15 protein-coding genes are annotated in these 21,176 nt (G+C 64.2%); 6 read left to right on the top strand and 9 right to left on the bottom strand.

The annotated features are described in order from the left end of the window. Nucleotides 1–1,416 carry a sensor histidine kinase gene (locus FRC96_RS01650; protein WP_146972307.1) on the top strand — a complete coding sequence of 472 codons (1,416 nt, stop codon included), beginning with the start codon at nt 1–3 and terminating at the stop codon, nt 1,414–1,416. 66 nt (nt 1,417–1,482) lie between these two features. Then, nucleotides 1,483–2,850, top strand: coding sequence for a sigma-54-dependent transcriptional regulator (locus tag FRC96_RS01645; RefSeq protein ID WP_146972306.1), 1,368 nt, complete (start codon nt 1,483–1,485; stop codon nt 2,848–2,850). A gap of 27 nt (nt 2,851–2,877) precedes the next feature. Here FRC96_RS01645 and FRC96_RS01640 read toward each other — a convergent pair whose 3' ends face one another. From FRC96_RS01640 to FRC96_RS01620, 5 genes are all read right to left on the bottom strand, one after another. Next, complete coding sequence (locus FRC96_RS01640) at nt 2,878–4,692, bottom strand: hypothetical protein (protein WP_146972305.1); 1,815 nt, start codon at nt 4,690–4,692, stop codon at nt 2,878–2,880. A 201-nt stretch (nt 4,693–4,893) separates the two neighbouring features. Then, nucleotides 4,894–6,612: a multiheme c-type cytochrome gene (locus FRC96_RS01635; RefSeq protein WP_230469764.1), complete on the bottom strand. Its 1,719-nt coding sequence runs from the start codon at nt 6,610–6,612 to the stop codon at nt 4,894–4,896. An 8-nt stretch (nt 6,613–6,620) separates the two neighbouring features. After that, nucleotides 6,621–7,382 (bottom strand): M48 family metallopeptidase, encoded by a 762-nt coding sequence (locus FRC96_RS01630; protein ID WP_146972303.1) that lies wholly within the window; start codon nt 7,380–7,382, stop codon nt 6,621–6,623. Between the two features lie 34 nt (nt 7,383–7,416). Then, on the bottom strand, nt 7,417–10,218 hold the full coding sequence (locus tag FRC96_RS01625; protein ID WP_230469763.1) for a valine--tRNA ligase: 2,802 nt from the start codon (nt 10,216–10,218) through the stop codon (nt 7,417–7,419). A gap of 257 nt (nt 10,219–10,475) precedes the next feature. Then, nucleotides 10,476–11,381, bottom strand: coding sequence for a response regulator (locus tag FRC96_RS01620; RefSeq protein WP_230469762.1), 906 nt, complete (start codon nt 11,379–11,381; stop codon nt 10,476–10,478). A 417-nt stretch (nt 11,382–11,798) separates the two neighbouring features. On the opposite strand from FRC96_RS01620, the gene FRC96_RS01615 reads away from it, so the two are divergent. From FRC96_RS01615 to FRC96_RS01605, 3 genes are read left to right on the top strand one after another with little or no spacing between them, the layout of a single operon-like run. Continuing rightward, nucleotides 11,799–13,127 carry a serine/threonine-protein kinase gene (locus FRC96_RS01615; RefSeq protein ID WP_146972300.1) on the top strand — a complete coding sequence of 443 codons (1,329 nt, stop codon included), beginning with the start codon at nt 11,799–11,801 and terminating at the stop codon, nt 13,125–13,127. Next, entirely contained in the window at nt 13,124–14,002 is an 879-nt protein-coding gene (locus tag FRC96_RS01610) for an ATP-grasp domain-containing protein (RefSeq protein WP_230469761.1), read from the top strand. Before FRC96_RS01615 ends, FRC96_RS01610 begins: the two co-directional genes overlap by 4 nt. 32 nt (nt 14,003–14,034) lie before the next feature. Continuing rightward, nucleotides 14,035–14,622, top strand: coding sequence for a hypothetical protein (locus FRC96_RS01605; protein ID WP_146972298.1), 588 nt, complete (start codon nt 14,035–14,037; stop codon nt 14,620–14,622). Between the two features lie 497 nt (nt 14,623–15,119). On the opposite strand, the gene FRC96_RS01600 is transcribed toward FRC96_RS01605, so the two are convergent. Then, nucleotides 15,120–15,482 carry a phage holin family protein gene (locus tag FRC96_RS01600; protein WP_146972297.1) on the bottom strand — a complete coding sequence of 121 codons (363 nt, stop codon included), beginning with the start codon at nt 15,480–15,482 and terminating at the stop codon, nt 15,120–15,122. A gap of 178 nt (nt 15,483–15,660) precedes the next feature. Continuing rightward, on the bottom strand, nt 15,661–17,343 hold the full coding sequence (locus FRC96_RS01595) for a DNA repair helicase XPB (RefSeq protein ID WP_146972296.1): 1,683 nt from the start codon (nt 17,341–17,343) through the stop codon (nt 15,661–15,663). A 222-nt stretch (nt 17,344–17,565) separates the two neighbouring features. On the opposite strand from FRC96_RS01595, the gene FRC96_RS01590 reads away from it, so the two are divergent. After that, on the top strand, nt 17,566–18,366 hold the full coding sequence (locus FRC96_RS01590; protein ID WP_146972295.1) for a metallophosphoesterase: 801 nt from the start codon (nt 17,566–17,568) through the stop codon (nt 18,364–18,366). A 675-nt stretch (nt 18,367–19,041) separates the two neighbouring features. Here the strand turns inward: FRC96_RS01590 and FRC96_RS01585 are convergent. Further along, entirely contained in the window at nt 19,042–19,470 is a 429-nt protein-coding gene (locus tag FRC96_RS01585; RefSeq protein ID WP_230469760.1) for a sporulation protein, read from the bottom strand. A 507-nt stretch (nt 19,471–19,977) separates the two neighbouring features. Further along, nucleotides 19,978–20,688, bottom strand: a complete 711-nt coding sequence (locus FRC96_RS01580) for a hypothetical protein (RefSeq protein WP_146972293.1) — start codon at nt 20,686–20,688, stop codon at nt 19,978–19,980. Nucleotides 20,689–21,176: the final 488 nt, after the last annotated feature.

Genomic DNA, 21,176 nt, shown 5'->3' with positions numbered 1-21,176 from the left:
ATGCTGCCCGACTCACGCAGCCAGACCAGACGCGGCGGGGCGCGACGTTGGGGGGGGCTTCGAGCGCGCCTCTCCCTCGGGCTCCTCGCGGTGCTGGTGGTGACGCTGGCGCTGGTCGCGCTGGGCGTGGGCCAGCTGCACACCACCGAGACGCGCCAGCAGCTCATCGCCGAGGCCACACGCCACGCCCACACCCTCTCGCACATCCCGCCACCGCAGCGTACGCCCGCCCTCAACGCGCTTGGCAATCAGCCCGACGTGCTCTTTGCCGGCGAAATCGCTCCCGACGGGGCCCCGGCCCAGACGCCCAACTTCGGGCGTTACGCCGGCCGCCCGGCGCTCTTTGCCGAAGAGGCGGGCGTGTGGGTGGTGCTCGACACCACCGAGGCCCAGACGCGCGCCGACGCCAGCCAGCGCGCCCTGCTCCTCTATCTGGGGCTCACTCTGCTCTTCACCACGCTCGTCGGCTACGCCTTCTTCTCCTTTGTGGTGATGCGCCCGCTGCGCGCCATCGGCGTGGCCACGCGGCGCGCCGCCGGAGGCGATCTGGCAAGCCCGATCAAAGTGCTGCCTCGCAATGAGTTCGGGGAGGTCGGGCGAAGTTTCAATCAGATGCTCCAGACGCTCGACGCCCAGCGAGCCGAGCTGCAGGAGCGCGTCGACGCCCTGGAGCGCGCCCACCTTGAACTTCGTCAGACCCAGGATTCGCTCATCCGCTCCGAGAAGCTCGCCGGCATCGGCCAGCTCGCCGCCGGCGTGGCCCACGAGATCGGCAACCCGCTGGCCGCGGTGATGGGCTATGTCGATCTTCTGAGCGATCGCGACCTCGACGAAGAGAGCGCCGCCGAAGTTGTGGCGCGCACCCAATCCCAGCTCTCGCGCATGCGCGGGATCATCCGCCAACTCCTCGACTACAGCCGCCCCGACCCACACGCCGAACCCGAGGCCGTGGCGCTCCGACCGATCCTCGAAGAAGCCCTGGAGCTCGCTCGCTTAAGCCGCGGCGGCCGCCACTGCGCCCTGGAGCTGCACGCCCCCGACGATCTTCGGCCGGCCCGCGCCGTCCCCGGCGAACTCAGCCAGATCATCGTCAACCTGCTGCTCAACGCCCTCGATGCGATGCGCCAGGCCGACATCGCCGAGCCGCGCATCCTGGTGGAACTTCAAGACCGCGGCGATGCGCTCATCCTCGACATCCTCGACAACGGCCCGGGCATCCCGCCGGAGCTTCGCGAGCGCATCTTCGAGCCCTTCTTCTCCACCCGCGACCCCGGCGAGGGCACGGGCCTGGGGCTGGCCATCGCCCAGCGTCTGGCGGAGCGCGTCGGCGGCACGTTATCCCCTGGCGAGCGCCTGCTGGAAGGCCACACCCGGGGCGCGCACTTCCAACTTCGACTTCAACCGGCCGGGGATTGACCCCCTCGCCACGCCGCCCCTATCGTGGACGCCACCTCACCTGCCCCCGCCCGCCGAGCCCCGCCCATGAATGAGCTTCGCGTCCTGATCATCGACGATGAAGAGAGCATCCGACACATGCTCTCGATGACGCTGCGCAAAGAAGGCTGCACGCTGCGCGCGGTCGAAAACGGCGAAGATGGCCTCAAGGAGCTCATCGCCAACACCTACGACATCGTCGTATGCGATGTGCGCATGCCAAAGATGGGCGGGCTGGAACTGCTCGATGAGCTGCGCAGCCGCCAGATCGAAACGATGGTCATTGTGATGAGCGCGTTTGGAAACCGGGAGCTCGCCATCGACGCGCTCAAACGCGGCGCGTACGACTACATCGACAAGCCTTTTACCCGCGACGAGATCGTGCTCACCCTGGCCAAAGCCAGCGAGCGGCTGCGCCTGCGCCGCGAAAACGAGGAGCTGCGCGCCCGGGTCACCCACCAGACGGGCCTGGGTCGCCTCATTGGCCAGTCGGAGCCGATGCAGCAGGTCTTCTCCACGCTCAAGCGCGTGGCCTCCTTCAAGTCCACGGTGCTGCTCACCGGGGAGTCGGGCACCGGCAAAGAGCTCGCCGCGCGCGCCATCCACGAGCTCTCCCCACGCAGTGAGGGTCCCTTTGTGGCCATCAACTGCGGCGCCATCCCCGAGGCCCTGCTGGAGAGCGAACTTTTTGGCCATGTGCGCGGCGCGTTCACCGACGCCAGCAGCGACCATGAGGGACTCTTTCAGGCCGCCAGCGGCGGGACGCTCTTTCTCGATGAGATCGCCGAGCTGCCGCTCTCCCTGCAGGTCAAACTTCTGCGCGTGCTTCAAGAGGGCGAGGTGCGGCGGGTGGGCGATACGAAGAGCGTGCCGGTGGACGTGCGCATCGTCGCGGCCTCCCTGCACAATATGGCAAAGCGCGTGGAGGAGGGGCTCTTTCGCGAAGATCTTTTCTACCGCATCAACGTCATCGCGCTGCGGCTGCCGGCGTTGCGCGAGCGCCCCGACGACATCCCCCTGCTGGTGCGACACTTCATTGAGGAGCAGAATCAGCGCCAGGGAACCTCGGTGCGCGAGGTCGAGGCGCAGGCCCTGGAGGTGCTCACCCGCTACGCCTGGCCTGGCAATGTGCGCGAACTCTACAACGCCATTGAGCGCGGGGTGGTGATGAGCGCCAACGAGCAGATCACCCTCGACGATCTTCCTCCCCAGCTTCGGCAAGCTCAGAGCCCGCTGCAGGCCGTTCTCAGCAGCGATGAGCTCTCCATCAAAAAACTCTCCGCCGAGCTGGAGCGCATCCTCATCACCCGGGCGCTTGAGCGCACCGAAGGCAACCGCAGCGCTGCAGCGCGCCTGCTGGAGATCAGCCACCGCGCCCTGCTCTACAAGCTCAAGGACTACGCAATCGACACGTAACCCCTTGAATTATTTAGACTTTGAGGATCACCCCAGACGGTAGAACTTAAACCCAAACGCCGGGTCGGAGAGCTTGAGGTCCAGGTGCTGGTCGAGCACAAAGCCGCCCAGGTTGAACTCCCCGGGGGCCTGTTCGGCGACCTCGCAGCTGGCCAGCGCGTCCATCGCCTGGTCGTACGCCTCGATGATCGCAGCGTCGTCCAGGGTGTCGAGACGCGCCTCGACCGCTTCCTGATAATGGCGGGTGTAGATGTCCAGAAAGATCGCGCCGATGCTCTCGGAGCTGCCCAGGGTGCGCCGGTAGATCTCCGGCATGAAACGCTCGGCGTCGACCCCGCAGACCTCGCTGGAGAAAGTAAAGAAGTCGTCCAGATACGGCTCAAGGCCGGTGTCGCCGACCGCGCGCAGCACGAAGTAGGTCGCCTTAAGGTGCTGGATGATGTGGTCGCGTGCCATCGGCTTGACCAGGTGCTCTTTGAGCAGCCTCAGGAGCGGTCGCTCGCTACGCTCGCTCACCGCGCGCCAGCGCCGGGGCGGGACCATCCCCAACAGGTAGGGGCGTCCCTGGGTCAGCTCCACCTGCTGCGCCAGCTCGCGCCAGGGCTCCACCTCCGAGGGCTCCCGGGTGTAGAGATGCATCGCGATGCCGGCGCGCTGCTGCAAGCTCCCAAAGATCGCCGGGGTGTGCGCCTCCTCACTCAAGCGCTCGGCCGAGAGCTCGGCTTTGATGGCGTCGACCACCTCGCCAGAGAGCGCCTGTCGGCGGCGGATGCCCATGCGCAGGATCATGTCCTCGTAGAAGATCTGGCGATCGTTGGAGATCCGCGTCTCAGCGTTGGCCGGGAAGAGCTGCAGAAGCAACTTCACCTGACCAAAACTGCCCGCGGCAAACTTCTGCTCGACCAGGCGCGCCAGCGGATCAACGCGCTGCTCCACCCCGCGCGCCTGCGCCACGATCTGGGTCCAGAGGTCGGCGGCGACCAGGAGCTCCGCCACATCGAGTTGGCTGGAGAGTGGCAGGCGATCGTTGTCGAGCAGCACCGCCAGAAGCACCCGCGCCCCGTGCAACATCTCGGGCTCATCCAGACGCACCGGCCAGCTCACGCCCTGCTGGGCGCGCACCTGCGGCACATCGAACTCCGCGGTGTCATCGAGCGCGCTCACAAAACCCGCGGGCGCCTCGGCCTCCGCGTTGACGATGGCCACCTCCCCGGTCTCATCGAGCGCCAGCGGCGTGTCGGCCTCCTCCTCATCGAGGTAGACCTCACCCACCACCGAGCTCTCATCGAGCGTCTCAAAGACCTCCGAGTCTTCCTCCTCATTGAGGTAGACCTCACCCACCACCGAGCTCTCGTCGAGCGTCTCAAACGCCTCGGAGTCCTCCTCATCTCCGAGGTAGACCTCGCCCACCACCGAGCTCTCGTCGAGCGTCTCAAAGACCTCCGAGTCGTCGCTCTCGGCCGATTCGGCATCTGTGGCACTGACCGCTGGCGCGCCGACGGGAGGTGCGGGCGGGCCGCCCACCGGGATGGGCGGAAGCGAAGTCTCCGGCGGAGGAGGCGGGTTGTGACGAGGCGTCGACGCGTCGCTGAGCGGTCCCTCCAGCGGCTCAAAACGCGTGGGAAACATCGCCATGAGCGCCGCCGCGGCGATCTCCAGTACCGGATCGCTCTCGGGGTGCTGCTCCAGCCGCGCGCTCACGCGCGGGCGAACTTCATCCAGAAGAAGATCAAGGTAGGAGCGGCCGGCAGGCTGCTCGCCCATCTGCTGCAGATGCGGATGATCGATATCCCGCGACGGGTCGCCGGTGTGCCGAAATCGTTTGAACAGTTGTTTGAGCATGGCCGTCCCCATCCCGGGCGGGGGTTGAGCCGCGGGGTGCGCACCGGGCTCTCAGATCACGTGCACCGGCAGGCCCAGATCGCACCGGCGACGCGGGCAGCGCCGGTGGATGTCGGGCTCGGCCGGGGGTCGACGTAGACCTCATTCACACCCTCGAAAAGTCCCACAATAAGGGGGGTGTCGCAAGCGCTTTCCCGCCCCTCAGGGTGCGCCCGAGTAGCTATGCCCCTCACCGGTGATCTGACGCACGTAGACATCAAAATCGAAGCGCGGGGAGTGCTCCTCGACGTGGCAGGTGGCGCAGGCCTGCTCGGTGGGCTTGCGCAGGATGTGCTGGGGCGTGCCGCTGGCGTCCAGAGGCTGAAGGCGATGCTGGGAGCCCGGCCCGTGGCAGCTCTCGCAGCCGACGTTGTTCAGATCTTTGGTGAAGGTCGTACCACCCAGCTCCGCCTCGTACGTGATCTTTCCGAGCACGCTGCCGCCGGGCTCTTCCCAGCCGACCACGTGGCAGCCAATGCAGCTCTGGTCAAAAGCCTTGTTACGCTCCTCCAGCGTGGCCACTGCCGAGGCATGATCGGTGCCTTTCCAGAACTCGTGGGCCTGCACGTGGCAGGTCGCACACTGCGCGGTGCCGATATAAAAAGGCTCGCCCTCTTCGACCGGGATGACCTCCCGCTCCACTTCGGCGTTGAGACGAGCGAGATCGGCGTTGAAGTCCTCGCGGGCCTTCTCAATGGCGTCATCCAGGCGGTAGCCCGGTTCCATCGCGACGGCCTCAAAGAGAAACGCGCGGCCCTGTTCGGGGATCTCAAAGCCCTCGCGCTCCAGTGTGGCGAGCTCTTCTTTGAGTTTGTCGACGCGCTCCTGAAGACGTTGGCGCAGCGGGGTCTCCTCCCCGCCGGTGCGCACGTCGAGCAGGCTGATGTTGCCCTCGACGTGCCCGATCTGGGTGCGCAGCGCCTCACGCGCCTCGGCGCTGGCCGCGCGCGCATCCACAAAGTCGCCCTCCGCCTCCGGCCCGTAGAGCTTCAGCCGCCCCACGTAACGCCCCTGGTCGTAGGCTTCGAGCAAAAATGAGTCTTCGTCGAGCGCCACCGCGTCGACGCGTTTTTCGGGATTATGCCCCTGAATCACGAAGTCGATGCCCGCCTGTTCGGCGAGCGCTTCGGCGCGCCCTGGCGAGCCCTGGTAGACGAGCACGGTGGCGTCAACCTCGGGAAGTTGGCCCAGGGCTTCGCGCAGCGCGGCCTCCTCATCGCGGGCCTCCACCTGGTAGACCTTCTCCACGAGCGCCGGCTGGGTCAGCCCCACAAAACCCACCGTCCAGTCGCCGAGCTCGGCCACATGCGTGGCCTTCGGCGTGGTCTGATGAAGTTGAAGGTTGGCCGAGAGGGGGACCATGCCGGCCTGGCTCATCTTCTCCAGGTAAAAGTCTACGCCCAGAGCCAGATCGCGAGGCCCCGGTACCGAGAAGAGTGTGCCCATCGACTTATGTGCGGCCGCGAGCACGTCGGCCTTGGCGCGCTCCTGGGGCTCCATATGCGGCTCAATCGTGTCGTACTCAAAGAGCCAGTCGCCGCCGTCGATCATCAACGCCTCGGGGTGCAGCTTGCGCGAGTCGTCGACAAAAGCCGTGATGCGATCGATGCCGCCGAGCAGCACGTCCGCCGTACAACCACAGGGCTCGGTGTAGCCCTTGAGCCCGGTGGTAAAATAGATCGCCGGGGCCTTCGGCCCCAGGTCGGAGGGCTCGATGAGCTCCACCGGATCTTCCTTCTCGGTGATGGTCTCCTCCTCGGGGACCTCGGCCTGCGCCTGGGCGTTTGTCGCATCGTCCGGGGCCGGGTCGCGCTCACAGGCGCTGAGCAGCGCGGCGGTCGCGAGCAGCGTGCAGATCGCACATCGAGCGGGGAGTCTCATCGTCACCATCATCGGTCCAGAAGTCGGGGCAGGTTATGTTGTTCCCAGGCCATGGCCTCGGCGTAGCGCGGAAAACGCGCCTCCATCTCGCGAAAACGCGGGGTATGCACCACGCGCCGGGTCGCGGTCTGACGGGGTGGAAAGAGCGCGTGGAGCAGCTCATGATACACCACAAACTCCACGAAATAATCCGGCACCCAGTCTTGATCGAGCACCGGATGAATACGGATCAGGCGGCGGTCGAAGTCGAAGCTGCCAAAACGAATCGAGCGCCTGCCCCGGCCATAACGCCCCCAGGTGATGACGATGTCGGCGAGCTCTTCGACCGGAAAACGCGCTCGCCAGCGATCGAGCATCGCCTGGAGATCATGGATTTGGCCGCGAGCCTGGAGCTGATCCTCGTCGACCTCAAAGCGGATCGTGTCGCGATGTCTGGCGATGTAGTCGCGGATGGTGGCCCGGGCCTCATCGAGGCCTTCGGCGCGGAGCGCCAGCCTGGCGAGCGCATCGATCACCTCCGCCTCACAGCCCACGAACATATGGTGGGCGCGAAGTTCAATGCGCGTGCCGATGCGGCGCGCGCTGACCATGCGGCGGCGGTTGTCGGTGAGCACCAGCACCACCGCGCCCAGGCGATCCTCGAGCGCCTTATGCAGCGCCTGCGCCTCGGGGACCGAGAGGCGCAGCCCGGCGGGCAGCTCGCCAAGCACGAGCTGCCCGCGGCGGGGGCGACCACCTTTTTTATCCTTCCATAGATTTTGCTGCGACATCCCTGACTCGCATGCGCTCGCTTCGGGGGTAAACTCAGGCCTTGTTGGAGGCGGCCAACGCCTCGATCTCGGCCAGGCTCTTCTCTAACGTCGCGAGCTCCTCCTGGTATGCCGCCAACTTCTCGCGCTCTTTGGCGACGATGGCCTCGGGCGCCCTGGCCACGAACTTCTCGTTGCCGAGCTTTTTGGAGACAAAGGCGATGTCGTCGCGCACCCGGTCGAGCTCTTTGGAGATGCGCGCGCGCTCCTCCTCGATATCGATAAGCCCGGCCAGCGGAATGCGAATGTCGACGCCGGCAGCCACCGCGGTGGCCGCAGCGCTGAGCGCGTCGCCTTCTTCGCGGCTCACCACGCGTACCGCGTCGACGCGGGCCTGGCGCTGGATGTAGGCCGCACCGGCCTCGATGATGCGCGCCTGGGCGGCGTCTTCGGTCACAAAGAAGACCTCTTCGATGGTCTGCCCGGGCTTGACGTTGGTCTCACCGCGGATGGCCCGAATCGCGGTGATGAGCTCGATGAGCGTCTCCATCGCGGCGCGCTCGTCGGTGAACGCGAGCTCCGGGCGCACCTTCGGCCAGGTGCTCACCATCACGCTCTCGGGCCCACCCTCGCCGCGCGGAAGCGACTGCCAGATGTCTTCGGTGATGTAGGGCGCGATCGGGTGCATCAAGCGCAGGATCACGTCCAGGGTGTACAGGAGCACCCCGCGCGTGGCGTTGCCCTGTGCCGCGAACGCCTCACCATCCTCATAGAGGGTGGGCTTGATGAGCTCGATGTACCAGTCGCAGAAGGCGCCCCACACAAAGTGGTAGAGCTCCTGAGCGGCCTCATTGAAGCGGAAGCCGTCCAGCGCGCTCTCCACGGTTTGAATCGTGTCGTTGAGGCGCGCGAGGATCCACTTGTCCGCCGTCGAGATGGCCGAGAGGTCGAAGGGTGCCTCGCCCTTTTGCCAGTCCCCGTCGAAGGTGGTGTAGGCGGCGGGCTCAAAGTCTTCGAGGTTCATCAGCGCAAAGCGCGCGCCGTTCCACAGCTTGTTGAGGAAGGCGCGGTAGCCCTCGATGCGCTTGATGTCGAGTTTTACGTCGCGCCCCTGGGCCGCGTAAATCGCCAGGGTAAAGCGCAGCGCGTCGGCTCCCTGCGGGTCGACGCCTTCGGGGTACTGACGCAAGAGCTCGGCGTGAATCGCCGGGTCGAGCTCCTCGGCCTTCGCGCCGTAGATCATGTGCAGCGGGTCGATGACGTTGCCGCTGGTCTTCGACATCTTGCGGCCCTCGGCGTCGCGCACCATCGCGTGCAGGAAAACCTTTTCAAAGGGCACCTCATCCATGAAATGGATGCCCATCATCATCATGCGGGCCACCCAGAAGAAGAGGATGTCAAAGCCGGTCTCCAGCACCTGGGTCGTGTAGAACTTTTCCAGCTCCGGGGTCTTCTCCGGCCAGCCCAGGGTTGAGAAGGGCCAGAGCGCGCTGGAGAACCAGGTGTCGAGCACGTCTTCATCGCGCTTGATGTCGTCGCTTCCGCAGGCGGTGCAGGCCGTCGGGTCTTCGCGAGTGACGATGACCTCGTCGCACTCCTGGCAGTACCAGGCCGGGATCTGGTGGCCCCACCACAGCTGGCGGCTGATGCACCAGTCGCGGATGTTGTACATGAAGTGGTCGTAGGTCTTCTTCCAGACCTCGGGAATGATCTCGGTCTGACCGCTCTCCACGGCCTCGATCGCCGGGTCGGCCAGGGGCTTGCCCTTGACGAACCACTGCAACATCGGGAGCGGCTCGACAATCACGCCGGTGCGCGAGCTTCGCCCGGGGGCAAAGGGGCGATCTTCGATCTTCTCGAGGAGCCCCAGCTCTTCGAAGCGCTTGATGACGAGCTTGCGGGCCTCGTAACGATCGAGCCCCACGAACTCTTTGGGGGCCGGCGCGATCATCGTCGCGTCGAAGCCGATGACCTGAATCAGCTCCAGATCGTGGCGCTTTCCGCACTCAAAGTCGTTGGGATCGTGGGCCGGGGTCACCTTGACGGCGCCGGTGCCCTTCTCGGGGTCGGGGAGCTCGGTGTCGGCGATGATCGGGATCTGACGACCGACGATCGGAAGATCGATCATCTTGCCGATCATCGAGGCGTAGCGCTCATCGTCGGGGTGCACCGCCACGGCGGTATCGCCCAGCATCGTCTCCGGGCGCGTGGTCCCCACCACGATGTGGCCGGAGCCGTCGGCAAGGGGGTAGCGCATGTACCAGAACTTGCCGGGCTCCTCCTCGCGGTCGACCTCGAGATCGGAGAGCACCGTCTGGCCGACCGGATCCCAGTCGACCATGCGCTCGGCGCGGTAGATCAGGTCCTCTTCGAAGAGGGTGACAAAGGCCTCGCGCACCGCCTTGCTCAGGCCCTCATCGAGGGTAAAGCGCTCGCGATCCCAGTCGCAGGACGCGCCCATATGCTTGAGCTGGTCGATGATGCGGCCGCCGTGCTCGCGCTTCCACTCCCAGACCCGCTCGATGAAGGCCTCGCGGCCGAGTTCGTGACGGTCCGTGCCCTCTTTGGCCAGCTGGCGCTCGACCATAACCTGAGTGGCGATGCCGGCGTGATCGGTCCCGGGCAGCCAGAGCGCCTCGTAGCCCTGCATGCGCTTCCAGCGAATCAGCAAGTCCTGCAGCGTCACAAAGAGGGCATGGCCCATGTGCAGGCTGCCGGTGACGTTGGGCGGCGGGATCATGATCGTGTAGGGCGGCTTCTCGCTATTCGCGTCGGCCTTAAAGAAGCCCTTTTCGGTCCAGAACTCGTACCAGTCGGATTCCACCCGGGTCGGGTCGTAGGTCTCATCGACTTTCATGAAGCGCACTCACTGGCTGTGGAAATTCGTTCACATTAACATCGGTCGATTCTTGGCGTTCTCTTCTTAGTCGCAGCCCGGGCGTCCAGCAAGGGAGAGCGGCGAGAGTTTCGCCTGGACCGGGCACGGGCCCGAGAGGTTGGCCCGGGGTGCGGGGCGGCGGCGATCCTCATCGGCCTGGCGACGTGCAAAAAAAAGGCCCGAGGCTCTCTCAAGCCTCGGGCCGAATGCGTCGCCAGAAGCGGCAGTCGCCTGCCTTACTCCTCGCTGAGCAGTCGCTCGAGCTCCATGCGTACCTGGCGGGTGATCCGCTCGGAGAGCTGGGCGTCGAGGGTCTCCTGAATCTTGTCGTCACTGTGCTGAAGAAGCTTCGGGAGCACCTTCTGCTGGAAGACCTCACCCATGACGTTGCGCAGAAGGCCGGGGAGCTCATCGCGCACCGCGTTCTTGACCTCTTCGCGGATGAAGTTCTCGATCTCGGCGCGCCCCATCGGAAGCGGGCTCACGCCCGAGCCGGAAGCAGCCCCGGGCATCGGGGTGGAGGCCGGCGAGGGCTGACGGGAGGAGGCGTTGACATCGGGGGTGGCGATGCGCGGCTGGCTCCCGGAGGGGATGCGCGGCTGACTGCCCGAGGGGGTACGGGGCGGCGTGGCCGAGGGGATACGCGGCTGACTGCCAGCGCTCATCGGCTGGCGCTGCGGAGCGGCCGGCGGCATCGGCGTGGCGTCGGGCTGCGCAAACGAGCGCGCCGGAGGCTGCGGAGCGGCGGGGGCCTGCGGAGGTGCAGGCGCTGCGGCCGGCTGACTGATCGCCTGATCGATGGCCTTGATCAGGTCATCGGTCTTAAAGGGCTTCATCACCACCTGCGAGGCGCCGCAGTCGCGGGCCATCTGGGCGTCGAAGCTCTTATAGCCACCCCCGAGCATGATCACCGGGATGGCGCTGGTCGCCGCGTTATTCTTAAGCGCGCGACAGACATCATAGCCGCTGCCGTCGGGCATGTAGTAATCGAGCAAGATCACCGAGGGACGCTGCTGCGCCGCCTCCACGGCTTCGCGCGCGCTCCCGACACCGACGACGTCGTAGGTCGAGGCTTTGAGCGCCATCTGGACCACTTTACGGATCGTGCGGCTGTCATCGGCGACGAGGACCGTCTGGCTCATGCAATCTCCTTCCAGGACGCTGAAAACTCGCGGACTTTCGCCCGGACCAGCTTCTTTCTTACTACGGTCATAAGGGTGACGCCAGTAAAGAGCTGTGGACCATGACTCTTTTGACGCCGACATCCCGACATCGGGGCCTGCGCGAGGCTGACGACCTGCGGTACAGGGGGTGGATCTACCGCCACGATCGCTAACACGCGCCAGCGCGAGGGGTCAAGGCGGCCAGCCCGCATGCCGGAACCGTCAACCGCCACCTCAAAGGCAGCTATTTCAAAGGCAGAGGCGTGGCGTGTTGACGCGGTGCATAATCGCGCTTGAAAGGGCCGGCCGCCAACGCCATCATGATCATGAGGCAAGCCGGGGGCGTGGACGCCCCTTTGCCGTCTTCGTCCCTGCCGCTCTATCGCCCGGTCTGCGATGACACCCCCGCAATCCCTGAGTCCCGGCGCGCTCCTCGCCGATCGCTTCACCATTGAAGATCGCCTGGGTGCAGGCGGCTATGGCGAGGTCTATGCTGCGCGCGACAGCCACGGCCCCCGTCAGGTCGCGCTGAAGATTCTGCATCATGAGGCCACCGCCAACGACCCCAGGGCGGTGGTGCGCATGCGTCAGGAGGCGGAGTTTTTACGCGCGATCGATCACCCTCATATCGTCCGGGTGTTTGAGGTGGGTCAGGACCCGAGCTATGGCGAGTTTCTGGTCATGGAGCGCGTTGAGGGTCGGGGGCTCAACGAGCTCATTGCCGAGCACGGAACCCTGACCTCGGAGCGAGTGCTGCGCATTGGCACCCAGCTCTTAAGCGCTCTGGATGCGTCGCATACCGTGGGGATTCTGCATCGCGACCTTAAGCCGGAGAACATCCTTATCGGCGAGGACGATCGGGGCGACGATCACCTCAAGCTGGTGGATTTTGGCATCGCCAAAGGCTCGACCATCCTCAACGCCGAGCCCGATGAGGGGGTCACGCTGGTGAAGACCCGCGTCAACAGCTTTGTGGGCACCTCGCGCTACGCCGCGCCGGAGATGGTGGTCGGCGATCCGCTCGAGCCGAGCGCGGACATCTTCTGCGTGGGGTTAGTGCTCTTTGAGGCGCTTACGGGCCAGGCGCTGGTCAAAGGATCGACGCGCAGCGCGCTGATGCAGGAGCTTGTCTTCCCGCGACCTTTTGATCTTTCGGCGGCGCCCGAGAGCTGGCGTCCCTGGCTGGAGAAGGCGCTGGAGAAGTCCCCTTCGCGTCGCTTCCAGAGCTGTGAGGAGGCGTTGGAGGCGCTGGCCGAGGATTTCGGGTCGCTGGAGGCGATCCTCCCCGATGAGGCTTCGATCACATTGGAGCCCGCCCTGGAGCTGGCCGCCGATGATCTTGTGACGCGCTCGATGGAGGCGCCGGCCCGAGAGCTCTTCTCGGATGACGCACTCAGCGCGACCTTCCCGCGCGCAACGAGCGCCGAGCCCGGCGAGTCCCCCTTACCGATGGCCACGCCCCTTCCGCCGGAGCTGGACCCCGACGAGATCGCGGAGACCAATCAGTGGGAGTCGCTCGATATAGACTACGCGGCGCTGGCCGAGCGGCGCCAACGCGCGGAGACACCGCGGGCGGAGCTCACCCCCACCCCGACGAGTCCCTCGCCGGCTCCGGCGACGCGCGACCAGGGGTTTGGGCCGATGACCTTTATCTCGGTGGCCCTGCTGACCTTTTTGATTGTGCTGGCGATCTTCTTCGCCCTGAGCTCGGGAGGCCCGCTGTGAAGCTGGCGTTGATCTCCACCAACCGCAACCTCTACTCCACGCGTCGCCTCTGGGAGGCCGCCCGAAAGGCCGGCCACGACGTGCGGTTTCTGCACCCGCGTCGCTGCACCACCGGCGTCGATCTCAAGGGCACGCTGATCAGCACCGAGGGGCTACGCATGGAGGGGTTCGACGCGGCCATCCCACGCTTCGGCGCCTCGCAGACCCGGGCCGGGCTGGTGCTTCTCGATCTTCTGCAGGCCCGCGGCGTGGTCACCCTCAATACAAGCGCGGCGATCGAGCGCTGCCGCGACAAGCTGCGCTCGATTCAGCATCTGGCCATCGCCGGTCTTCCGGTGCCGCCGACGGTGAGCCTCTACCACGCCGAGCGCCTCGAAGAGACCGTTGAGCAGCTCGGCGGGCTGCCGATCATCATCAAGCTCATCAAGGGCTCTCACGGGGTGGGAGTGATACGCTGCGATACGATCGAGACGCTTCGCTCTACCGTCGAGACGTTGTGGTCGCTGCAGGAGGAGGTGCTCCTGCAGCGCTACATCGGGGAGAGCGCCGGAAAGGATCTGCGCGTCTTCGTGGTTGCCGGAGAGGTCGTAGGGGCGATGGAGCGCCGCGCCGCGCCGGGGGAGTTTCGGGCGAACTTGCACCGCGGTGGTTCGGCGCAGGCCGTTGACTTAAGCGACGAGCTACGCGAGATCGCCCTGGGCGCTTCCCATGCGCTGGGCCTGGGCATCGCCGGCGTTGATCTTCTGATGAGTGCCGACGGCCCCCTGATTCTCGAGGTCAACGCCTCCCCTGGTCTCGAAGGCATAGAAGGCGCAACCGGCAAAGACATCGCCCGCCACATCATCCGCGCGACCACCGCGCTGACCTCCAGCTAAGCCTTACGCCCCACCCTCTCCTCGAGTTCATGATGCCTGCTCCCACGCTCTCTCGCCATCTAACGCTGCTGCTCCTCGCGGGGGTGTTGCTTTGTCTGGCCGGCTGCAAAAACGCACGTCTGGCCCCGCCGCTGACCGACGAGGAGATCGCCGAATACACCGAGGGTCAACCCGAGGTCTTTGTGCCGCGCGGCGGCGCGCTGGGTTTTGATCAGTTTGAGTCTCTCCACCTGGGTATGGCCCAGGAGGAGGCGATGGCCGAGTTGGAGCGCATCTGCGGCAAGCTGGAGGTCTACGAGGGAGGCTGGCGCCATAAAGATGCCAGCTTCCATGGCTGCGTGATCGAAAACGACGACGGCAGCCAGACGGTGATCCGCGGTGGTTTTTGGCCCTTTAACGATAACCGCCTCTCCACCCTGGAGTTGAAGTCGCGCAGCCTGACCCCGGGGCTTGTGCGGGCGCGGTTTACTCAGGTGGCCGGCCCTCTGGAAGAGGATCTTCCCCGCCGCGGCACCCTGATGATGGCCTCGGATCGCTATCGGCTTTTTGCGAACTGGGATGAGGGTGGCCAGGGTCCCACCCACCTGACGATTGGCTACCAGCCGGACCTCTTTCAATAAGCCTCGGCTGGTGCAGACTTCCGACGATCATAAGCGCGTGAGCGTGTCGTGGGGTGGGGTTGGCACACCATAACGGTGGGCGTCGAGAGCTGACCCTGGGTCATCTGAGTACGGACCCTGGGTCATCCGAAAACCGACCCTGGGTCACCCGAAAACCGACCCTGGGTCATCCGAAAACCGACCCTGGGTCACCTAAAAACTGCCACCGAAAGCTGACCCTGGGTCACCCGAAAACTGCCACCGAAAGCTGACCCTGGGTCATCCGAAAACTGACCCTGGGTCACCCGAAAACTGCCACCGAAAGCTGACCCTGGGTCACCCGAAAACTGCCACCGAAAGCTGACCCTGGGTCACCCGAAAATTGCCACTGAAAGCTGACCCTGGGTCACCCGAAAACCGACCCTGGGTCGCGACGTTTGCCAACATCACCCCACACAAAAAGGCCGCCGACTTGTGAGCCGGCGGCCTTTTTGCGGCCTGTCACCCGTGCTCGCGCCTCAGCCGATGCCGATCGCGCGAATGCCCCATTCTGCCAACGAGCCGGCTGCCGACATCACCAGCGCCGCCACCAACGCCCATCCGAAGCTGTCGATCTTGATCGAATCGCTCATCGCGTCGACAAGCTTCAGAATGATCGCATTGATGATCCAGCGCGTAATGAACGCCAGGAGCACGGCCAGCCCCAGGGTGGCGATGGCGAAGACCGTAAAGAAGAGCCACCCCAGAAAGAAGTTGAGCACGCCGAAGAGCGCTGCGACGAGGATCGCGCTGCCGAAGCTCTTGACGTGTACGCCGGGCAGGACCAACGCCGTCACCCAGACCGCGATGGTCAGTACCAGCCACGAGAGCAGAATACCCATCTTAACCTCCTTCTACGTCGTTTGTGTGAGCCTGAGCGCGCGCCTTGTTCAAGGCCCCCACCAGACGTGCTCAAGTGATGCAAACATCACCACTTCAAGCGCAGATTCAAGATGCCCCCCTGTAACGCTTCGTCACCTCCAAGACGTGACCCCGGGTCGGCTTTCGGGTGACCCAGGGTCAGCTTTCGGCGCCCACCGTCTCGATGGTGTAGCGGTAGCCCTGCTCGGTCAAAAAGAGCTGACGCTTGTTGGCATACTCTTGCTCGGTCGTGTCACGGGTGACCACCGAGTAGAAATGAGCCTCGTTAAGGCCTTCTTTCGGTCGCAGCACGCGCCCCAGGCGCTGGGCCTCCTCCTGACGGCTTCCGAAGGTCCCCGAGACCTGAATCGCCACCGAAGCGTCGGGCAGATCGACGGCGAAGTTGGCAACCTTGCTCACCACAAGCACCGGAACCTCCCCACTGCGAAACTTGTCGTAAAGCTCTTCGCGCTGCGGCTGCGGGGTTCGCCCGGTGATGATCGGCGCGTCGAGGCGCTCGCTGATCTGGTCGAGCTGGTCGAGGTACTGACCGATAATCAGCGTCTGCTCGCCCTTATGCTTCTCCAGGAGCGTGTCGAGGACTTTGAGTTTGGCCGGGTTGGTCGCCGCGATCTTATACTTCTGTCGCTGCTCGGCGAGCGCGTAGGCCATGCGCAGATCATCGTCATCGAACTCGACGCGAATCTCGGCGCACTCGGCAGTAGCAATAAAGCCTTTCTTCTCGAGCACGCGCCAGGGCACGTCGTACTTTTTGGGGCCAATGAGGCTGAACACCTCTTCTTCTTTACCATCTTCGCGCACCAGCGTGGCAGTGAGACCCAGGCGGCGACGGCTCTGAAGGTTGGCCACGGCGCGGAAGACCGGCGCGGGCAAGAGGTGGACCTCATCGTAAACGATCAGTCCCCAGTTGGCCTGGTTGAAGACGTCGAAGTGCACGAACTCGCTATTCTTGTTCCGACGGTAGGTCAGGATCTGGTAGGTCGTGATCGTGATTGGTTTGATCTCTTTGGTCTCACCGGAGTACTCGCCGACAAGCTCGGGATCGATGTCGGTCTTGTCGATGATCTCATCGCGCCACTGGCGAAGCGCGGTGATGTTGGTGGTGAGGATCAACGTCTGGGCGCCGACGGCCTCCATCGCCCCCAGCGCCACGATGGTTTTGCCGGCGCCGCAGGGAAGCACAATGGCGCCGCTGCCGCCCTTGACGGTGCCGCCCGCCCAGAATGCGCCCACCGCCTCGCGCTGGTAGTCGCGCAGCCCGAAGTCTTTGCCACCGACGGTCACCTCGCGAAGCGCTACATCAAGGGGCTCGCCCTCCACATAGCCGGCGAGGTCTTCGACCGGGTAGCCCACGCGGATGAGGGCGTGTTTGATGACGCCTCGCTGATCTTTGACGACCCGAAAACGGGTGGGACTAACGCGCCCGAGCAGGTAGGGCTTGACGGTGCGTTGGCGGCTGATCTCTTCGAGCAGTGCGTCGTCTTCGCTCTCCAGAAAGAGCTCGTCCTCTTCGCCGACGAGCTTGAGCCGGCCGTAGCGGCTCATAAAGTCGTCGATGTCCGCCAGGAGGTTCGAGGGCAGCGGGTACTTGCTGTACTCGGCGAGTTTGCCCTTGATACTCTCGGGCTCGTAGCCCAGGGCGGCGGCGTTCCACAGGGAGAGCGGCGAGACGCGGTAGGTGTGGATGTGCTCCGGCGATTTGACGAGCTCGGCGAAGATGGAGAGCGCGTCGCGGGCCTCTTCGAACTTATCGTTCGCCGTCTCCAGCAGGACTGTGCGGTCGGATTGAACGATGAGCGGATTATTCGGATCGTACGACATAGACCGTCGGGGCAAAGAGCGGGTGAGCGGGCGGCGAAATCTTCGTGTTTAGCGGCGGGTTGTTGCCAGATGGAGGGCCGCAGAAGATGCCAACGCCCTCGGTGGGCAGCGGGCAACTTAGGCACGCCGCGCCCTTAGCACAACCGCCAAACGAACGGAACCACCCGAGGCGGCATTCCCCCCGAACATGCCCATGACCTTCTTCAGAATGAGCCCAACGCGATGATCAACCCGCTGAAGTCGATCGAGATCAACCGCTACCGCCTCTGGCACCCCCGGGTCGCCCCCTCCCAGGAGGGCTATCGCATCGCTCAGATCAGCGACGTGCATCTGGGCCGGTGGGTCAAACCCCGACACATGGCGCAGGTGGTCGACTATGTGAATCGGCAGTCTCCGCACCTGGTCGCGCTCACGGGCGATTACGTTGGCTACAGCCGCCACGACCTGATGCCGGCGGTGGAAACGCTGGCCGGCCTTCAGGCCCCCACCTACGCGGTGTTGGGAAACCACGACCACTGGACCTGCACTGACACCGCACATGAGGCGTTTTCACGCTTTGATATCCCGCTGCTCACCAATGAGAGCCGCATCATCGAGAGCGCCATGGGTCCGATCGAGCTGGTGGGCGTCGACGATCACGTCACGAAACGAGCGGACGTCGACCAGGCCTTCTCCGCGATCGACGGCACCCCCTTCTGCCTGACCTTGAACCACGTGCCCTCCCTGGCTCCGGAGCTCGCCGCACGGGGCTCGCACCTGATCTTGAGCGGGCACACCCACGGCTACCAGTTCAACATCCCCGGGGTAACCCACCGCATCGCTCAGAGGTTGGGGGCGCGCTACCATGTGGGAGCGTATTTTCTCGATGGCGCCTACCTCTACATCAACCGTGGGCTGGGCTCGGCGTCCTGGCCCTGGCGGATCGGCGCGGCACCGGAGCTTACGTTTTTTGAGCTGGCGCATGCCAGCCGCCCGCGCCTGGAGCTGCTCCAAACGGAGACCATCGGTGTGAACCACCGATGAGCTGAGTCGGCGTTGATGACGATGAGGCACGACGGAAGCACCGTTGCTCCGTCGCTTGCCCGCTTGAGGATTGAGGATTGAGGGGACTAAAGAAACCTGCCGCTGCGATGTCCGCTCGTAATCGAACGCTCGAGTGAGGTCGGCGCAGCGAGCCCGAGCGCTGCGGTCGCGCTGAGGGCGAGCCAGAAGATGTATCATCGACCCGCCCCGGCCCTGGAAATCTGGGGGGGGGGGATAGGGCCCTACTGAAGTCACTCGCCACACCCTCCTGAGCTGACCCAGGGTCGCCTGACGATTGACCCAGGGTCGCCTGAAACGGCGTGGTTACGAACTGAACGCGAATTGGAGTATTCGACGCTACGAGAGAATCTGCCGCGCCTAACAGTGCCCGGCCATCGGTGTCCAACCGGGAGTCGACGCTCTGCGGGCTCCTGAATATGTAGCGACGACCTGGGATTGTGATCCCACGAATGTTGACCCGGGGTCGCCTGAGGATTGGCCCAGGGTCACCTGAAACGACTTGGTTTTGCGGTGAATTGAATGCGTCGACGTTTCGCTCGAAACGAGCTGGCCCTGGACGAGAGCCCGGGTGCCTCGTCATACTGATGATATCGGCACTCAAAGTTGCACACGCCACCTGCCGACTCGCTCTACACCGCGATGCTCCACCCGGCTTTAGTCGCCGACGACCTCAAAGCCGGCCTCGGCTCTGGGATCAACGCTACGATCGACCACCGCCTGCGCTCTCAGGCTCCAGGTGGCGCCATCTTCGCTGAGAACCGCATCTTCTGGAATGAGCACCTCAATAGGCACCACAAACTCATGGCCGCCGGGAAGACGGGTATTGTGGGCGACCTCGGCACGCTGGTCGTAGTCCTGCCACTGGCCCTCACGTTGAACCTGACCGCGTAGACTGATGGTAATGTGAGTGAGCTCGCGCTCTCCCGACTCGGGGGAACGAACCCGAGCTTCGGCGTGAATGGCCGCGCCTGGGCGAACCCTGGCCTCCTCGACCTCAAGCAGAAACTCCAAATCACTACCGGTAATTTTATTGAACCGGGTTCCCAGAAAACGAAGCGTCTCACTGAGTTTGATCTTTGCCACGTCTATCTCCTGCGCGCTGGATGCGCGACCACAGCGGAGCACCGCCACCATCATCCAAGAATCACGACGATGGTGGTAGCACAGCCGCCCAAACGCTTCCAAGCGTGGCGCAGGCTGTAAGAACGCACTGAGTCGGGCGAAGAGCGCCGATCACAGACGCCATCGTCGGGGTTCATCACCAGCGCACTCACATCTTGTCCCTGGCGCCCGTCTTCACGAAGGTCGATACGCCGCACCAGCACACGACTTCTACCGACCCTCACGACTTCTGCCGACCCTCGGTCGTTCGAACTATGACCCAGGGTCACTTTTCCATGAGGCACATTTCTGCGAACCGGCCCTAGAGTCTGAGGCGACTGCGCGCCCCCCGCCCGACTCAAAAACAGATCCCTGCCGAAACCGAGTGCCCGCCCATGCCTACGCCAGCATCGAAAAAAAGTGCTCCAGAAGCAGCACAAGCTCTTTCTTCCCGGCATCGGTCCAACGTAGTCGTGATTGGGTAATAGTCTACGGTGTCGGTCCAACGTAGTCGTGATTGGGCTTAAAGGTCACGTTCGCGCCTTTGCCCAATTCCAGACGAATGCCTTGAGCCATACGGCCGTGACAGTCCAGTCCGTTAAGATGAATCGCATCATCAAAACGATCGAACTCACAGCGGTAGCGCCCCGGAGGCATCACAAGGTTCACGTTGCCCTCGTCAATGCGCACCACCAGCAGCTGGGGCCTGTCCGCCATAATCACATCAATGCGTCCTCGCCCAAGCTCCAACTCCACATGACGGGCAGTGAGATGTTTGCCTACGATCGAGCCATGCTCCACCGCCGCACGCACCTCCGAGCCCAGGTGGTATAGTCCAAGGTCGCCTTGTTGCATGGCGACATCGACCCGCGTGGATTTCGCCAGCGCCAGATCGTAGCGGGCGCGACACTCCCCGGCGCGCTCACAGCTAGCCACAATGTCAACACGATCGCCCTTCTGCGCCTCACCAAGCTCACGGTAGGCGTCGCCAGACTGCGTCCATCGGTCAATGACTGCGCCGCGTGTCTGATCGGAGCCGAAGACGTGAACCTCGTTGCGCTCTACGCTAACAACCACCTGGTCGACACGCTCTTCAAAAACGCGGCGAGTCATCTCCTCCTGCCCGCTGCCACATCCCACCAACGCCAGCACAACCCCGCACGTCAGCCCCCCTCTGGCCAGCCATTGCGCCTGTAGCATCTTTGCCCCCCTCAAACATGTCTACATCAGTTTCAGCCCTGCCCCGCAATCTATGCGAGTGTTGGCTCCGTGGCTGCGCCACACGTCACTCAGTGAAATATCATCCCCTGATTGGCTATGGCCACCGAGGCCACAGATACGCTCGAGGTGTGCATAAGAAAAACTGCCTACGCACGATTGTCGAATAACGAACGACAGATTGACCGTCGGCCCCGCATATTTTCATTTGCCCGAACGCCCCACAGTCATCCGCAAACGACCCAGTCATCCGCAAACGACCCACGGTCATCCACAACTCGACCCACGGCCACACAAAAACGACCGACGGTCACGTCAACGTCAGCATTTATGCGGCGATCATGAAGACGGTCGTGAGCAAGACTCGATCATCAACGTACGATATTGTCGCTGAGAATGCGCGAGTGAGGAGAGAGACTTACGTATGTTGAGCGTCGCCGCGTCGCTTGAGGACAATGTGTCAACAGATC

It is taken from the genome of Lujinxingia vulgaris, assembly GCF_007997005.1.
Taxonomy (GTDB): Bacteria; Myxococcota_A; Bradymonadia; order Bradymonadales; family Bradymonadaceae; genus Lujinxingia.
The sequence above is the reverse complement of the archived record's forward strand: the minus strand, read 5'-3'. Positions and strand labels throughout refer to the sequence as shown.

Excerpts from the sequence above, each read along its gene's own strand:
- FRC96_RS01615 (WP_146972300.1), top strand. The coding sequence starts at position 11,799 with ATGACACCCCCGCAATCCCTGAGTCCCGGCGCGCTCCTCGCCGATCGC.
- FRC96_RS01600 (WP_146972297.1), bottom strand. The coding sequence starts at position 15,482 with ATGGGTATTCTGCTCTCGTGGCTGGTACTGACCATCGCGGTCTGGGTG.
- FRC96_RS01580 (WP_146972293.1), bottom strand. The coding sequence starts at position 20,688 with ATGCTACAGGCGCAATGGCTGGCCAGAGGGGGGCTGACGTGCGGGGTT.
- FRC96_RS01620 (WP_230469762.1), bottom strand. The coding sequence starts at position 11,381 with ATGAGCCAGACGGTCCTCGTCGCCGATGACAGCCGCACGATCCGTAAA.
- FRC96_RS01595 (WP_146972296.1), bottom strand. The coding sequence starts at position 17,343 with ATGTCGTACGATCCGAATAATCCGCTCATCGTTCAATCCGACCGCACA.
- FRC96_RS01630 (WP_146972303.1), bottom strand. The coding sequence starts at position 7,382 with ATGTCGCAGCAAAATCTATGGAAGGATAAAAAAGGTGGTCGCCCCCGC.
- FRC96_RS01650 (WP_146972307.1), top strand. The coding sequence starts at position 1 with ATGCTGCCCGACTCACGCAGCCAGACCAGACGCGGCGGGGCGCGACGT.
- FRC96_RS01645 (WP_146972306.1), top strand. The coding sequence starts at position 1,483 with ATGAATGAGCTTCGCGTCCTGATCATCGACGATGAAGAGAGCATCCGA.
- FRC96_RS01635 (WP_230469764.1), bottom strand. The coding sequence starts at position 6,612 with ATGAGACTCCCCGCTCGATGTGCGATCTGCACGCTGCTCGCGACCGCC.
- FRC96_RS01590 (WP_146972295.1), top strand. The coding sequence starts at position 17,566 with ATGATCAACCCGCTGAAGTCGATCGAGATCAACCGCTACCGCCTCTGG.
- FRC96_RS01640 (WP_146972305.1), bottom strand. The coding sequence starts at position 4,692 with ATGCTCAAACAACTGTTCAAACGATTTCGGCACACCGGCGACCCGTCG.
- FRC96_RS01605 (WP_146972298.1), top strand. The coding sequence starts at position 14,035 with ATGCCTGCTCCCACGCTCTCTCGCCATCTAACGCTGCTGCTCCTCGCG.
- FRC96_RS01625 (WP_230469763.1), bottom strand. The coding sequence starts at position 10,218 with ATGAAAGTCGATGAGACCTACGACCCGACCCGGGTGGAATCCGACTGG.